The organism is Morganella morganii H1r (assembly GCF_000633515.1).
Taxonomy (GTDB): Bacteria; Pseudomonadota; Gammaproteobacteria; order Enterobacterales; family Enterobacteriaceae; genus Morganella; species Morganella morganii_B.
Map to the genome: position 1 here is coordinate 182702 of NZ_AYMP01000014.1, position 15177 is coordinate 197878.

At 44.8% G+C, this 15177-nt stretch carries 18 protein-coding genes, 1 tRNA gene and 1 pseudogene; 13 read left to right on the top strand and 7 right to left on the bottom strand.

All coding sequences use genetic code 11. From position 1 onward, the window contains the following. Positions 1 to 42: 42 nt before the first annotated feature. From U868_RS0107850 to U868_RS23525, 4 genes are all read left to right on the top strand, one after another. A tRNA-Gly gene (locus U868_RS0107850) sits at positions 43 to 116 on the top strand. 404 nt (positions 117 to 520) lie between these two features. Further along, positions 521 to 643 (top strand): hypothetical protein, encoded by a 123-nt coding sequence (locus U868_RS26155; RefSeq protein WP_275886618.1) that lies wholly within the window; start codon positions 521 to 523, stop codon positions 641 to 643. Then, entirely contained in the window at positions 640 to 1821 is a 1182-nt protein-coding gene (locus U868_RS0107860; protein ID WP_080694331.1) for a PAAR domain-containing protein, read from the top strand. The genes U868_RS26155 and U868_RS0107860 overlap by 4 nt, the downstream gene beginning before the upstream one ends. Continuing rightward, positions 1821 to 2249, top strand: a complete 429-nt coding sequence (locus U868_RS23525; protein WP_025152824.1) for a DUF1240 domain-containing protein — start codon at positions 1821 to 1823, stop codon at positions 2247 to 2249. Before U868_RS0107860 ends, U868_RS23525 begins: the two co-directional genes overlap by 1 nt. A 526-nt stretch (positions 2250 to 2775) precedes the next feature. Here the strand turns inward: U868_RS23525 and U868_RS0107870 are convergent. After that, a pseudogene (locus U868_RS0107870) lies at positions 2776 to 3159 on the bottom strand (ClbS/DfsB family four-helix bundle protein); the annotation flags it as partial. A 172-nt stretch (positions 3160 to 3331) separates the two neighbouring features. Between U868_RS0107870 and U868_RS0107875 the strand changes: the two are divergent. The 7 genes from U868_RS0107875 to U868_RS0107900 all read left to right on the top strand — a co-directional run bounded on the left by U868_RS0107875 (position 3332) and on the right by U868_RS0107900 (position 10375). After that, entirely contained in the window at positions 3332 to 4375 is a 1044-nt protein-coding gene (locus tag U868_RS0107875) for a YeeE/YedE family protein (protein WP_025152826.1), read from the top strand. 9 nt (positions 4376 to 4384) lie between these two features. Further along, positions 4385 to 4612 (top strand): sulfurtransferase TusA family protein, encoded by a 228-nt coding sequence (locus U868_RS0107880; protein WP_025152827.1) that lies wholly within the window; start codon positions 4385 to 4387, stop codon positions 4610 to 4612. A gap of 754 nt (positions 4613 to 5366) precedes the next feature. Then, positions 5367 to 5474 carry a leader peptide SpeFL gene (speFL, locus tag U868_RS25275; protein ID WP_107678959.1) on the top strand — a complete coding sequence of 36 codons (108 nt, stop codon included), beginning with the start codon at positions 5367 to 5369 and terminating at the stop codon, positions 5472 to 5474. Between the two features lie 377 nt (positions 5475 to 5851). Continuing rightward, entirely contained in the window at positions 5852 to 8014 is a 2163-nt protein-coding gene (speF, locus tag U868_RS0107885) for an ornithine decarboxylase SpeF (protein WP_025152828.1), read from the top strand. Between the two features lie 63 nt (positions 8015 to 8077). After that, the gene (gene potE / locus U868_RS0107890) at positions 8078 to 9406 is read left to right on the top strand and encodes a putrescine-ornithine antiporter (RefSeq protein WP_025152829.1); all 1329 of its coding nucleotides are present in this window, start codon (positions 8078 to 8080) and stop codon (positions 9404 to 9406) included. 134 nt (positions 9407 to 9540) lie between these two features. Then, on the top strand, positions 9541 to 10170 hold the full coding sequence (locus tag U868_RS0107895; protein ID WP_240182688.1) for a TetR/AcrR family transcriptional regulator: 630 nt from the start codon (positions 9541 to 9543) through the stop codon (positions 10168 to 10170). Positions 10171 to 10201: 31 nt separating this feature from the next. Continuing rightward, positions 10202 to 10375 (top strand): hypothetical protein, encoded by a 174-nt coding sequence (locus U868_RS0107900; protein ID WP_162817217.1) that lies wholly within the window; start codon positions 10202 to 10204, stop codon positions 10373 to 10375. A gap of 79 nt (positions 10376 to 10454) precedes the next feature. Here the strand turns inward: U868_RS0107900 and U868_RS0107905 are convergent, their stop codons facing one another. After that, positions 10455 to 11171, bottom strand: a complete 717-nt coding sequence (locus tag U868_RS0107905; protein WP_025152832.1) for a scabin-related ADP-ribosyltransferase — start codon at positions 11169 to 11171, stop codon at positions 10455 to 10457. A gap of 47 nt (positions 11172 to 11218) precedes the next feature. Further along, on the bottom strand, positions 11219 to 11590 hold the full coding sequence (locus U868_RS0107910) for a hypothetical protein (RefSeq protein WP_025152833.1): 372 nt from the start codon (positions 11588 to 11590) through the stop codon (positions 11219 to 11221). 246 nt (positions 11591 to 11836) lie between these two features. On the opposite strand from U868_RS0107910, the gene U868_RS0107915 reads away from it, so the two are divergent. Beyond that, positions 11837 to 12103, top strand: a complete 267-nt coding sequence (locus tag U868_RS0107915; protein WP_004238319.1) for a DUF2798 domain-containing protein — start codon at positions 11837 to 11839, stop codon at positions 12101 to 12103. On the opposite strand, the gene U868_RS0107920 is transcribed toward U868_RS0107915, so the two are convergent. The 4 genes from U868_RS0107920 to U868_RS0107935 all read right to left on the bottom strand — a co-directional run bounded on the left by U868_RS0107920 (position 12098) and on the right by U868_RS0107935 (position 14082). Continuing rightward, a complete protein-coding gene (locus U868_RS0107920) occupies positions 12098 to 12799 on the bottom strand; it encodes an ArsR/SmtB family transcription factor (protein WP_029990849.1) in 702 nt (233 codons plus the stop codon). The two genes, U868_RS0107915 and U868_RS0107920, sit on opposite strands and share 6 nt — an antisense overlap. Positions 12800 to 12813: 14 nt before the next feature. Then, positions 12814 to 13122, bottom strand: coding sequence for an antibiotic biosynthesis monooxygenase family protein (locus U868_RS0107925; protein ID WP_025152835.1), 309 nt, complete (start codon positions 13120 to 13122; stop codon positions 12814 to 12816). 79 nt (positions 13123 to 13201) lie between these two features. Next, a complete protein-coding gene (locus U868_RS0107930; RefSeq protein WP_025152836.1) occupies positions 13202 to 13627 on the bottom strand; it encodes a DMT family transporter in 426 nt (141 codons plus the stop codon). A 2-nt stretch (positions 13628 to 13629) separates the two neighbouring features. Beyond that, positions 13630 to 14082: a DMT family transporter gene (locus U868_RS0107935; RefSeq protein ID WP_025152837.1), complete on the bottom strand. Its 453-nt coding sequence runs from the start codon at positions 14080 to 14082 to the stop codon at positions 13630 to 13632. Between the two features lie 114 nt (positions 14083 to 14196). Between U868_RS0107935 and U868_RS0107940 the strand changes: the two genes are divergently transcribed. Continuing rightward, positions 14197 to 15135 (top strand): LysR family transcriptional regulator, encoded by a 939-nt coding sequence (locus tag U868_RS0107940; protein ID WP_025152838.1) that lies wholly within the window; start codon positions 14197 to 14199, stop codon positions 15133 to 15135. The last annotated feature ends 42 nt before the right edge of the window (positions 15136 to 15177 follow it).

A 15177-nucleotide genomic window follows, 5' to 3' on the forward strand; every position in this document is an offset into this window, starting at 1 on the left:
TGATAAACAAGATGACCGGCGTATAATCTCACACATCCTGACGCGGGCGTAGTTCAATGGCAGAACGAGAGCTTCCCAAGCTCTATACGAGGGTTCGATTCCCTTCGCCCGCTCCAGACAAACCTCTCTGAACGTCTCCTGAAGTCTGCAAACCCCACCAGAATCAAGCTTTACAGCTAAATCACTGTCTTTTGAAGTCTGCCGCCGTCTTTTGGAATCTATACAGTTTGCGGGCAAAACAAAAATGTTATTTCCCGGCGTATATCCGGTGGTCACTCTAACTGAAACCCGTGAAAGCGGGCTGAGCAGCGGCAGGTACAGACGTTTTAATCCTGACAAATCCTAACTAAAATTGAGTTTTGAGAGGCTGCCCCGATTATCATGGCGATATTAATGATTGTTCAGTATGAAGAATATACGATATCCTGCTGACCAAAGAAAAATATAAGGACTTTTCTGACTGAGTTTCACTTATGGGTTAATATTCTTACGTGATAATAACTAAACCAGGGATAATACAATGTCAGGATACCGGCCTAATATATTCGGAAAAGCCATGGCGATTGATGGTGACAAAACCACAACAGGAGCCACCTGTATCGCGTCGTCAGGCATGGTAAAATACAAAGGCAACCCGCAGTGATTGCCGGCGATCTCACCACCACCTGCCCGCAGTGCAAGCAGACCGGCACGATAGCAACCGGAGACAGCAGGATGATGAATAACCGCAAACCACAGGCTGTTGACGGCTCAATAGTACAATGTGGTTGCCCTTACGGCTCCAATACCATTATTGCAAAAGCTTCCCTCGTAAACGCTACATCACTCACTGATGTGGCCGCATTTTCAGAATCAAAACCACATACAGGATATGCCGGAACCCGGAAACTTCCGGCCTACCTCACCGGAGAAAAACCCGAATTAGGATTTATTCCTGATTATCCGGTGCTACGTAACAGCATGGTCTTTCCGGATCAACGGTTGAGGGGGATGCTGTATCAAAATAATTTCGACGTGATGTTGCTTACCGTTAGTGAAGTTTTTGAAGTGCTTCAGTCATGGGGATGGAAAGACACAAAAACGGCCTGGGTAGAAATGACACAATCCGGTATCGGGCAGGTTATGGTGAATTATGGGGTGAATGGTAAGGATGTTGTTACCACGTCAATGATTCTTGTAAAACTCGGCGATCTTGGTATTCGGGCAACGGTTTATATCAATCATATAGGGACGGAGCTCATTAAACTGACAGGTCATCCCGGAATAAGAAAAATACTCAATGCCCCGGTATTCAGATTAGATAATACAAAGGTTGTTGATCTCGGCATTGGTAAATATGGACTTGCCAAGTCAATTATTGAAGGTGCACGTCTGACGTTTTATGTTGCCGCAGCTTACCGTACACTCGATTATATATTGAATGATGAAACGTCATTGGCAAAATTTATTGGCTCACTTGCAACTGATGTAGTTAAATTGGGAATTGCGTCTGTTATTAGCTGGGGGGCGGGATCTTTGGCTATTGCCTATGTACCTTTTGTCGCAGTACCTCTGGTTGTTGTTGTTGGATTCGGTTTGTTTGCTGCATGGGGGCTAAATAAACTGGATGACAAGTTTGGTGTAACAGATCAGGTAGTTGCATACCTTGAAGCCGCACAGCAGGAGTTTGTTGAGAAAGCACGGGAAGTCGAAAAAGGAATTCTCGACCTTGGGTCTATGTATGCTGACAAAATGTTAGAGACGGGCAGAGAAGTTATTGTGAGTGAAATTAAAAGGTATGTACGGAATTCTATAGAAAAAGTAATCCCGAGGGGGTATTGATGCTAACCATTAGATTAAAAGCAATAGCGTCTTCATTGTTTTTTTTAATAATGGGTATAGGTGCTTTTTATTTTTCGATTATAGATTTAATCGGGTATTTTGAATTTCAAGATGAAATAACGTATTCGTGGGGAGACTGTTTTGCCTTTGTTTTCTCTTTTGTTGTTTTTATTTTTTCATTATATCCAATATATGTGGCTTTTTATGGTTCTCCTATGCCAATATGTAAAGCAAAGAAAACGTATAAAATCGCTCTTGTTTTTTTTGTCGCTTCATTAGTTTCCCCGGTTATATTTTCTTATGTTTATACAAGTAAATTAGAAAGCCTTGGTTATATAGCTTGTCGGGGTACTCCCTTAGGTTGGACACCTATGATGGCAACTAAATATGTCACTGATAAAAAACTCTGTTTAGCGCCTAAGAAATAAGTCAAAGCTTCTTTTCCGTAATCCGCCTCTAAGATTTTGGGGCGGGTAATCCGGAAGGAGACAAGGCCCGGAATAAGCACGTTAAATAGTTAAAAATATAGACGTTTGAGTCCTGACAAATCCTAACGTTCCGGATGATGGGGTTGATAAGGTAAATCCGTCCGCAGATCACCGCAGCACCTTAAAAAATCTGTAAATGTTTCCGGTTATCATGTATCGGTATTTTGCGCAAAGTACGAACCGAATGCAAATCTCTTATAAGCCTTGTAACATAAGGGATTCAGGAAAATCAGACCCGGCAGAATGCGCAAGAAAATGCTAAGATTTGCTAAGGTCTGCAAACCCCAATAAAATCAAGTCTTACAGTGAAATCCCGGTACTCAGAGGTTGGCCGGTATCCTTTGGGATTTGTATATCGTTGTGTACGGTAATGTGTTCAGGATGAAATCATTTCTTCGGCGCTATACACTAAATGACAGTAACGGCAAAATCCGGGCGATGTTCGCAAGGCTCAAAAACAGGAATTATCATCGGTACGCTCATCAATAAGCGTCACAACGTCATTTTTTACAGCCTGAAGTTCAGTTACTAACAATTCATAACTTAACTCACTGTAATCTGAATAAAATTTTTGAGCAAGAAGACCAAGCTGATTCCATTTATAGCCTGTTTCCGGAAAGTCGGCAGGCAGGCCTTCAGCATCGTAAGTGATCCACTTTACCACAAGAGCATTCCATCCGATCAGATACGAAACGAGGTCACGAATACTCATATCCGTTCCTTTGGCATGCCCGTCCATTGAGTTATCTGAAGTAAATTCAGGTGGGATTGCGTTGAGGTAACTAATTAATTTACTAAAATTTTTATCAATAGCTAAAAGCAGTTCAGCTTTTGTTTGCGGTACACTCATAAGAATTCCCTCTTACGTTAAAAGAAATACCACGAAGGCGCAGAGTGGTATTATCTCCCCGTGCCGGTTATCTACGCCCGTGCATAAAAACAATATTTCCGCTTTCTGTGATTTTCATCAAATAATCAAAAAGATATTTCGCTAAGATAGCGCTCTCAAAGGAGCGATGTCTATGATAAGTTTATCTCATCTATCCGGTTTATTCTTAGGGGTATTACTGGGTTTTGTTATGCAGCGCGGCCGCTTTTGTTTAGCCGGTGGTTTGCGCGATCTCTATCTTTTCCGCGACAGCAGAATGCTGATTGCTATTCTGATTGTCATCTCTGTCCAGAGTATCGGACTCTTCGTTTTTTCTTATTTCGGTATTGCAAAAATCCCTGCCGGCACATTTCCCTGGCTGGCAACACTGACCGGCGGATTACTTTTTGGTATGGGGATGGCATTTGCCGGATCCTGCTCAACCGGTGCTTATTACCGGGCTGCGGAAGGATTGGCAGGCAGTATTATAGCTGTTGGCGGTTTTATTATTGCCAGTTGGTTTATCCGTCAGTCCGCCGTAAAACAGGTCTTTTCTCCGGTCACCACACCGAAACTGGATTCCCCGACTATCACACAATCACTGAATATCCCGCCGTATATCGCGATTATTGTTTTGGTGCTGCTGACGGTTTTTCTGGTGAATCGTCACCTGAATAAATACAAATCTGTTCACATTCCCAAAATGAAAGCACGGAAAACCGGGGTCGCCCACCTGCTGTTCGAAGCCCGCTGGCATCCGTTTGTTTCTGCCCTGATTATTGGTGTCATCGCACTGCTTGCCTGGCCTTCAAGCCTGGCGGACGGACGTGTCGGCGGATTAGGGATCAGCGGCCCGAGCGCACAATTATTTTCACTGGTAACGGCCGGTGACCTGAAATTCTTTAACTGGGCGGGTTATCTGCTGATCGGGATTTTTGCCGGGGCGTTTATCGCTGCAAAAGGCAGCCGGGAATTCCGTTTCCGCAACCCGGGTTTTCCCGTGATGATAAAAAGTCTGACCGGCGGATTACTTATGGGTATCGGCAGCGGCCTGGCCGGCGGCTGTATGCTGGGAAATACCCTGGTCAATACGGCCTGGTTCTCCTGGCAGGGCTGGGTGTTTATTCCCTGCATTATCCTCGGCAGCTGGATTGTCAGTTATTTTACTATCATACGTCCTCAGAAAATAAAGCAATAAGGTGAAACCATGAATATGCTGGAATTAGATACCTGCGGGCATCTGTGCCCCTTTCCGTTAATTGAAGCAAAAAAAGCCATTGAGACATTAGCGGCCGGTGATGTACTGGTCATCAAATACGATTGCGCTCAGGCCACGGAAAATATTCCGCGCTGGGCGGCGGAAGCCGGCCATGAAGTTACTGATTTTGAGCAAATCGGTGATGCCCAATGGCGGATGGAAATTAAAAAAGGGTAACGAAATGATGGCATCGTGCTGAGTAAAATGATGCCATCTGTTCTTTATCACGGGAAGTCACAGTGATTATCTGCATTTAAATCAATATATTATCGCTATTGGTTGGCATGAATAGTTTAACGGATATCTGCTTACCGGGGCGCAGATAGTTACCTGTTAGTAAAAGTTAGTATTGCCGGATTTGAAACTTATCCTGCAGGCCTTAAACGTTGCCTCAGTCACACATATGCTTGCATCAGCATAATGGTGCGCGTCATTCCCGAATCCGGCGTCATATTGCGTTTATATATTTAGCATGCACAGAAAAATATTATTACTGTAATGAATAATTATTCAAAAATAATACCTTATTAATTTTACGAGTCTTACGGTCACAAAATATTATTGCTGGTAATTTATTGTTATTACGTCCGAATTTAAAATTAAACTATTAGTGCCATTTGATTAAATATATATCACGGTTGTGTTTTATTATTTTTTAAATGAAGAATATAGACCGTGTCACTATAATAATGGTGTCTTGGTTGTTATATTTAATATAGACGTAGTAACTATATTAAATATTTATTTGTTTTTTAATTGATCCAAATAATATACACAACACGGTATTAACAAAATGTATTTTCATACTGATTAATTTTGGGGAAATCTATTTTTAAAATTATAATTTTGATATATATCACGGTATGGCATTTGTACTTGGTTATATTAATAATTGTTCGTCAGATAGTCTTAATTTTAAACAGGTGCAAAAATGGAAAACAACAACCGATTTTGGCCGCATATAAGACGTGTCACACACCTTATGATGTTCTCACATCGTTCGTGTTTTGATTTTAATCGTTTTAATGCGCAAAGGTAGTCCCTCTACTGACATCCATGACGTTGTCTGCATATTGCCATCGTATGGATCGTCGACCTCATTCTCATTATATCCCGCATTTATGTGTGGATATGCTGAATTCTGATTGATAATTCATACTCTGGCTTTCATGCATATCAATGTGCAGGTAAACAGTTTTCATCATTCCCGGTTACGGCAAAAAAGCCCTTGCTGAGACAGTGAAAGCCGTCAGCCCTGAGCATTGTTTTGACATACGTAATGGCATAAAGAGAAATGTGATTTTTAACTCAATAGAATATTGAGGGAACAAACTCGCATTTATGAAAATAAATAACTGAAATATTTTTTATGAATATTTCAGCGGGAATTTTTTGCCAAAAATAAAAGGTATGAAAATGAAAAGTTATAAAGTAGCTGTCAGCTATGATATGTCTGACTATATTTCAACACACCGGGAATGTGTGGATATCCTGAATACAGATTTTACTGATGTTGCCGTCATCGTTATTTCACTTGATGATATCCGCGACGGAAAGCTGGATTTTATTGAGCAGCACAGTTTTGAACAGCCGGTTTTCGCTGTAATCAGTGATCACGAAGTCATTCCGGCAGATATCATTACACGGTTAACCGGTGTGATTGATTTAAATAAAAAGAACGGTGAATTATACAGTAAGCAACTGGAAACAGCGGCGCTGAAATATGAAGAAAGCCTGTTACCGCCATTTTTCGGCAGTCTGAAAAAATATGTTGAGCAGGGCAATTCGGCTTTTGATTGTCCCGGACATCAGGGCGGGGAGTTTTTCCGCCGTCACCCGCTGGGTAACCAGTTTGCTGAATATTTCGGCGAAAATTTATTCCGTTCTGATTTATGTAATGCGGACGTCTCCATGGGGGATCTGCTGATTCATGAAGGGGCTCCGTGCGCGGCACAACAGCATGCGGCGAAAGTCTTTAACGCGGATAAAACGTATTTCGTCCTTAATGGTACATCGTCTTCAAATAAAGTGGTGCTTAATGCCTTACTCGCTCCGGGTGACCTGGTATTATTCGATCGTAACAACCACAAATCAAATCATCACGGCGCATTAATACAGGCAGGGGCAACACCGGTTTATCTGGAAGCGGCGCGCAACCCGTTCGGATTTATCGGCGGGATTGATGCCCACTGTTTTGAGGAAAATTATCTTCGCGGCTTAATTAAAGAAGTCGCACCTGAACGGACCGGCGAAAAACGTCCGTTCCGCCTTGCTGTTATTCAGCTGGGCACCTATGACGGCACAATTTATAACGCACGCCAGGTTGTCGATAAAATCGGTCATTTATGTGACTACATTTTATTTGATTCCGCCTGGGTTGGTTATGAACAGTTTATTCCGATGATGAAAGATTGTTCTCCGCTTTTGCTGGATCTGAATGAAAATGATCCCGGAATTCTGGTCACACAATCAGTCCATAAACAACAGGCCGGTTTCTCTCAGACATCTCAGATCCATAAAAAAGACAGTCATATTAAAGGCCAGAGCCGTTATGTGAATCATAAGCGTCTGAACAATGCCTTTATGATGCATGCCTCCACCAGCCCGTTCTATCCGCTGTTTGCCGCTCTGGATGTGAACGCCAAAATGCATGAAGGGAAATCGGGCAAGCGTTTATGGATGGATTGCGTGAAAACCGGGATTGAAACCCGTAAGTTGCTGCTCAAATCCTGTCAGCATATCCGCCCGTTCATTCCGGAAACTGTTGACGGCCGTTCATGGGGCGATTTTGAGACTGATGTGATTGCCAATGATCTCCGGTTCTTCAATTTTGTGCCGGGTGAGCGCTGGCATGCCTTTGAGGGATATGAAGAAAATCAGTATTTTGTTGACCCGTGCAAATTACTGCTGACAACGCCGGGTATTGATGCCAAAACCGGTAATTATGAAGTGTTCGGTGTGCCGGCAACGATTCTGGCTAACTATCTGCGTGAAAATAATATCATTCCTGAAAAATGCGATCTTAACTCCATTCTGTTCCTGCTGACACCTGCCGAGAGCATGGCAAAAATGCAGCATCTGGTGGCTCAGATTGCCCGTTTTGAGCAATTACTGGAGCAGGATGCGCCGCTGAAAGAGGTACTGCCGTCTGTATATCATGCGCATGAAACCCGTTATCAGGGGTATACCATCCGTCAGTTATGTCAGGAAATGCATGATATGTATGTGAAGTTTAATGTGAAACAACTCCAGAAAGAGATGTTCCGCAAATCACACTTCCCGCAGGTCAGCATGTTGCCGCAGGCCGCGAATATTGCGTTTGTGCGCGGTAATGCGGAACTGGTTGCGGTGGATCAGATTGAAGGCCGTATTGCGGCTGAAGGTGCTCTGCCTTATCCGCCGGGGGTTCTGTGTGTGGTTCCGGGGGAAATCTGGGGTGGCTCCGTGCAGCAATATTTTCTGGCGCTCGAGGAGGGGATTAACCTCTTTCCGGGATTCTCACCGGAATTACAGGGTGTGTATATCCGCTGTGATGAAGATGGCCGTCAGCGGGCATACGGCTATGTAATTAAACACTGAGTTCGTTAATTCGTGCATGACGGAGCGCGGATGAGCGTGCTCCGTCAGCCGGGGAGAAATATGATGAGTGCTTCAAAAAATAAAATGAGCGTATTACAGCTCACTATATTAACCGCAGTGAATATGATGGGATCCGGCATCATTATGCTGCCGACAAAACTGGCGGAAGTGGGGACGGTTTCTATTCTGTCATGGGTTGTGACCGCCGTCGGTTCTATGGCACTGGCTTATGCATTTGCCAAGTGCGGTATGTACAGCCGCCGCAGCGGAGGGATGGGAGGTTACGCGGAATACGCATTCGGTAAATCCGGTAACTTTATGGCGAATTACACCTATGGTGTTTCTCTGCTGATTGCAAACGTTGCGATCGCGATTTCAGCCGTCGGTTATGGTGCTGAACTGATGGATGCGGCGATGACGCCGCTGGGTATCTGTATTGCCACAATTGTTGTGTTGTGGATTTGTACGGTGGCAAACTTCGGCGGTGCACGGATCACCGGACGGATCAGCAGTGTGACTGTCTGGGGGGTCATTATTCCGGTTGTTGGTATTTCGGTTATCGGCTGGTGGTGGTTCAGCCCTGAACTGTATGTTAATTCCTGGAACCCGCATAATTTTCCGCTTTTTGAGGCGGTCGGTTCCTCTATTGCGATGACATTATGGGCATTTTTAGGAATGGAGTCAGCCTGTGCTAACAGTGAGGCGGTTGATAATCCTGAGAAAAATGTGCCGATAGCGGTATTGGGCGGAACATTAGGTGCAGCGGTTATTTATATCGTATCAACAAACGTCATCGCCGGTATTGTACCGAATATGGATCTGGCAAACTCGACTGCGCCGTTTGGCCTGGCATTCTCACAAATGTTTACGCCGGGTGTGGGTAAGGTCGTTATGGCGCTGATGATTATGTCCTGCTGCGGTTCATTATTAGGCTGGCAGTTCACCATTGCGCAGGTATTTAAATCATCATCCGATTCCGGTTATTTCCCGAAAGTTTTTTCTGCCGTTACCAAAGCGGATGCCCCGGTAAAAGGTATGCTGGTTATTGTTATTATTCAGTCTGTACTGTCGCTGATGACCATCAGCCCGTCACTGAATAAACAGTTCAATGTGCTGGTTAACCTGGCTGTTGTTACCAATATTATCCCTTATATCCTTTCCATGGCTGCCATGATTATTCTGCAGAAAGTCGCCAATGTGGATCCTAAGAAAGCACGGACAGGCAATGTGATTGCATTTATCGGTGCTGTTTATAGTTTCTATGCGCTGTATTCATCCGGTGAAGATGCTGTGATGTGGGGGGCGCTCGCCACCTTCCTCGGCTGGACACTGTATGGTTTTGTTTCCCCGCGGTTTGAGATGAAACAAAACCAGGACGTAATGATGAAATAACGAACACTCTCCGGTGGGTTCCTCCCGTGCAGTTACGGCGGGAGGATTTTTTCCTGCAGCGAAACAGCCGGAATGTATACGGACAGCAATCTGTATATTCCGCATAACAGAGATAAAACGTAATGACAGCAATAATGACAAAGCCGAAACGGGGACGACCGCCGAAAAACCATGATGCAGGTACCGATGTAAAAGAAATATTGATCCGCAGCGGTACGGCGGTGTTTACCGAAACAGGCTATATGACGTCGGATATCAGCAGAATATTAACAAAAGCCGGTGTTCCGAAGGGATCTTTTTATTATTACTTTGGCAGTAAAGAAAATTTCGGTGTGAAAGTGATACGTCATTATGACCGCTGTTTTTCTTATCTGCTGGATAAATGTCTGTCTGATACCACATTGCCGCCACCGGAAAGATTACTGACATTTTGCCGGATTGCCAAATCCGGAATGGAAAAATACCACTGGCAGCGCGGGTGTCTGATCGGTAATCTCGGGCAGGAAGTCGTCAGTCTGCCGGCAGGGTATTGCGAATTACTTAATGACATTATTACCGGCTGGCAAAAAAAAGTGGAAAATTGCCTTCTGGAAGCACAGACACAAAGTCTTATTTCCGGAAATATTGATTGCAGGCAGATGGCGGCTTTTTTCTGGGCGGGCTGGGAAGGGGCGGTCATGCGTGCCAAACTGACCCGTAACGGTGAACCGCTGGATCTGTTTATTACAATTTTCATGAAGCAGATACTGGCTGATAAAACATAACAGCCGGAAAATACCCGGTTATGTGGTATTTTTGCCCAGGCTGACTTATCTGAATCAGAACTATTATTACCACTACGATTATCTGTTTGATATTGAAGGTGATTTTTCCGGCTATGAGGGACGGTCATTTATTGAGGTCAGGGAGATTGCAGAACGGTTTTACCGGTTGTTATCTCTGCGGGAAGCGATGAATATTCTCCGATGAAAAACGGTTTATATCAGAAGATATAAACCGGAAGAAGAAGATTATATTCATCATTATGGTTGTTATGATTATGCGATAATTATAATTCAGCTGCCTCCACAACTGTTCCAAGTACAGAATTTATGGTAAATGAAGAGGACGGCAATACAGCTGAGTCATCCGGTAATTCATTGTTTATATTAGTCATGGATGATCCCATGATAAGATGAGGTAAGCTATCTATTCTTGATGGTTTATATTCTTTAAATTCCTCAACAGAGGAATGCGTATCTCCACTGGAATATAATTCGTTCACAATGTTTTTTTCAATGATGCTATTACCCACTCTTTCATATTTAGTTGCAATCTCTATTAATTGGTTTGGTATGCTTATATATGCAGAATATTCCTGCTCTCGGGCTAATACAGATCTTAGTGTATCATCGACACGTTGTTTAGCTTGGTCATAGTAATAATATACAGTATCAAGTGCAGAATAAAAATTATTTACTGGTCTTATCTTATATACGTAAGATATTCCTTCTTCTGAAACATTAAGTAAATCTATGGCGAAATTCTTCGCTAAATCAAAGTTTGATGTTGTCGGAATAAATGCTGAATCTTTAGTTCCTCTCCTTCCGGAAGAACCATTCACATGGGCATGAAAATTAATGTTATTTCCCCATGCGGTAAAGCCTTTTTCAAATACATCTGACGGTGGTCTTGAATCTGCTCTGTATACGGTATATACAGGGCGTGCATATGATGGTTGTATGTTAAGAAAAATAAATAATGCAGCCAGGATTATTTTTTTCATTACAACTCTCCGGTGGTGATAGTATAAGGTTAGTTGTGTTATAAAGATTATTTTTTGCTTAATCCAATCATATAGATGGCATCTCCACCAGGAAAGTTATTTTCAGTACCGACACACAGGGTTATATCTGCGTGTGTCAGATAGGCTACCTTAGCGATATCGTAAAGAGCACTGGCATTGCGCATGATGCCATAATGGTATTCTCTTCCATCGGATAGTTTTATTTTCGTATTGGCGATGAAGGCGGGATTTCCTCCCGCTGTAGTTCCATTATTATAATGGTTGGAAACAACATGAAAGCTTACGATATTTCCATTTTTCACAGTTCCTCTTAAGTCTTTGCAATAACTATCAAAATCTGTTCCTGCATATGAAAATGCTGATAAAGAGAGTAAGGTTAAAGTAAGTGATTTTTTCATTTGTAACCTCTGTATTTATCGTGTTTATTTATTCTTATTTTTTCAGGTTAAATTATTACTGTTCTCATTTAGGGAATTAGAACAAATGTAGTATATGTGTCGTGGCTTGTTTTTAAATGATTCTTTTTAATATATTGTTTTTAAAAAATAAGTAATTGTATATTGTAAGTGTGATCATAAAATACTACCATGACTGAATAACCGGTATTATCTTTCTTGTTGTGTCGTCACTATACGGAGTCGTCTGTGTCTTTTCAGGACAAAAATTATATTTTAGGTTTTCCGAAGCTGCCTCAGCGCGCGTTAATCTTCCTGGTACCTTTTTTCTTATCACTGGTGATGAGTGGTATTGTTTCGTTTATCAGTACCGTCAAAGCACTGGGATTCTCCTGGCTGCTGGTTTCCCCGTGGCTGACATCATGGGGAATATCCTGGGCTATTGCGTTCCCGACTGTCTTATTTGTTCTGCCGTTCGCCCGTAAATTATCGTTATTGCTGGTCAGAAGTTCATAATGACGGGATCTGAATCCCTAACCATTGCCGGAATTGTTTTTTCCCTTTTCCGGTAATTGTCACTTCACGGTAGCCCGGCGTGCGGGTCAGCCAGCCCTGTTGCTCACAGTGAGTGAAAAGGGCGGCACCCAGATAGCCGCCGAGGTGAAACCGGCGTTCACTCCAGTCCAGACAGGCGCAGCAGAAAACCCGTTTTACCGTGCGGGCGTCAGGCAGCCCGAGCGCAGTCAGCGCAGATTCGCCTGATACCGTCAGCGCCGTACCATCAGCGGTTATCCAGCCTTTTTCCTGCATCGCATCATACACCGCGACTGCTGTTTCCCCGGCCAGATGGTCATAACAGGTTCTGGCCTGCCGCAGATGCGGCGGGGCGGAGGATTTGCGGATGGCAGCCGTCACCGGGATACCGGCAAGATTCATCATTTTTTCGATGATTTCGGCCACGTTTAATCCGGCCAGCTGATAATAGCGATGACGCCCCTGCGGAATACAGATAATCAGCTTTCCGGCGACCAGTTTTGCCAGGTGCGCACTGGTGGTGGAGGCACTGATATCTGCGGCAATGCTCAATTCGGTTGCCGTCCAGGCTCTGCCGTCCATCAGAGCGCAGATCATGCGGATACGGGACGGATCAGCCAGTGCGGCAGCCACACCGGCAAGCGCGGTTTCTAACTCAGACGTGTGTTCTTCTGACATATCAGCTCCGCCGATTATTCCTGCCCGAAGTCATATTCACGGGTGATTTCAGCAATACGGATGCGGTAAAAAGAAAAAATATCCGCTTTACCTTCTTCCTGAGCCTGCCGGTGCTGCAGGTTTTGTTTCCATTTCAGCAGAGAGGCTTCGTCTTCCCATAATGAGAGCGATAATAATTTGCCCGGTGTGCTCAGGCTGGCAAAACGTTCAATGGAGATAAAGCCCTCTGCCTCACTGAGCAGCGGGCGCAGCCCGGCGGCGATATCCAGATAACGGGATTGCTTGTCTTCCGGCATAGTCACTTCAAAAATTACAGCAAACATGGGTTTCTCCTTATGCAGTCCGGCTAATCATAACGGAAGCACAGAGAAAACACTTCGCTGAGTAACGAAATAAGAAAAATTATGTCCGGTAGCGGACCGCGATTGCCAGCAGGATTAAGATCACGCCGGTTATCTGCATCACCAGATGTGACGGCATACCGTGTTGTATGATATCGATAATAAAGCCGGATAATACCTGGCCGCAGATAGCCAGAATAGTGGTCAGCGTGGCACCGAGCAACGGCAGGATATAACTGTTTATCACCACGAAACAGGCACCGATAATACCACCGGTGAATGCGATCAGCGGAATGTTACTCAGCGTGACGGGGAATTGCGGCAGGTAAAACAGAACAACCACACTCAGGAAGATAAACCCGGCGATATGATTAACCAGCGAGGCATAAAACGCATTGCTGCTCTGAGATAATCTGCCGTTGATGCTGCGGCTGAAAATAATGCAAATGCCATTTGTCAGCGCAATACTAATATAAAACAGTAACATTATTATTTCCCTGCAATGATCAGAATACAGCCGCTGAATAACAGCAGCAGTGTCAGCCCGTCGCGGCCTGTTGCTTTGCGCCGGGCCAGTCCCATCAGACCAAAATGGTCGATAATCAGACCGGTCACTATCTGCCCCGCAAGCATCAGCACAATCGAGCCGGAGAGTGACAGCGGGCTGTTAACGGTGATCGCCGCCAGCAGTACGGTAAACGCGCCGGGTATCCCGCCGAGATAGCACCACCGAGGTATTTTTGTGCCGGTGCGGCGTGACGGCAGATGTTTTTTCACTGTCAGCCAGATAATCAGGGCAACCACAGCACCGATACCGTGTGTCAGCCAGGAGGCGTGCAGCGGGGAAGTAAAGGTAGATAAATAGCTGTTGCTCATAATCATCAGGGTGAGTAATACCCCGGAAAGTAAGGCAATCAGCGGTAACAGGATCTCTTTTTTCATCGTCATTTTTCACTTTATTGCGGACGGAGAGAGTATAGAGATTGCCGGTGCCCGGAATAAACGCTATAAACAGAAAAACAGAGTTTCCTGTCAGTTGACAATGAAGAGGGTACTATGGATTTTTCGCTGTTACCGGTGTTTATTGCTATCACCGAGCAGGGGAGCCTGACAAAAGCGGCAGAGTATCTGCACATGACCAAGTCGGCGGTCAGCAAAAAACTGGCGGCGCTGGAAACACAAACCGGTATCCGGCTGGTCACCCGTACCACGCGCCATTTGCAGCTGACGGAAGCCGGACAGCTTTATTACACCTATCTGAAAAAAGCCCATCAGGCGGTGCTGGACGGGCAGGATGCACTGTCGCATTACAGCCGTGAGGTTGACGGCACACTGAAAATCAGCGCCCCGGCAGTATTCGGCAGTCTGCATCTGGCCAACATAATGCCTGAATTTTTACAGCGCTGGCCGTCATTACAGGCGGAAATGGTGTTTGATGACAAACTGACGGATTTGGTCGGGGAAGGGTTTGATCTGGCTGTGCGGATCGGTGAATTGCAGGATTCCTCTCTGATTGCCCGCGTGTTGTCCCCCTGCCGCAGCGTGTTGTGCGCATCTCCCGCCTATCTGGCACGACACGGCACACCACAGGATCTGACTGATCTGAAATCTCATAATTGCCTGTTTTACAGCTATTTTCAGGCCGGTCAGTCATGGACATTTCTGCACCGGGGAGAGGTCGTGCGTTTTACCCCGCAGGGCACTCTGCGTGCCAACAACAGTCTGGCGCTGCATCAGGCTGTTTTGCAGGGAACGGGGATCTGCCAGCTGCCGCAGTTTATCGCCGCACCGGATATCCGTGCCGGGCGGCTGATCCCGTTACTGCCGGAATACCCGCTGCCGCTGCATCATATTTATGCGGTTTATCCGGATCGTGACTATCTGCCGAAAAAAGTCTCCGCATTTTTACATTTTTTGCAGGATGCGCTGGGCACGGAAGGGCACTATCAGAAAGAATATGAACAGGATTTATCCTTTTTTAAGGTGGCGGAATAAAAAACGGATACATTGGGTAAGGTAATCAGCCTGCTGTTTATA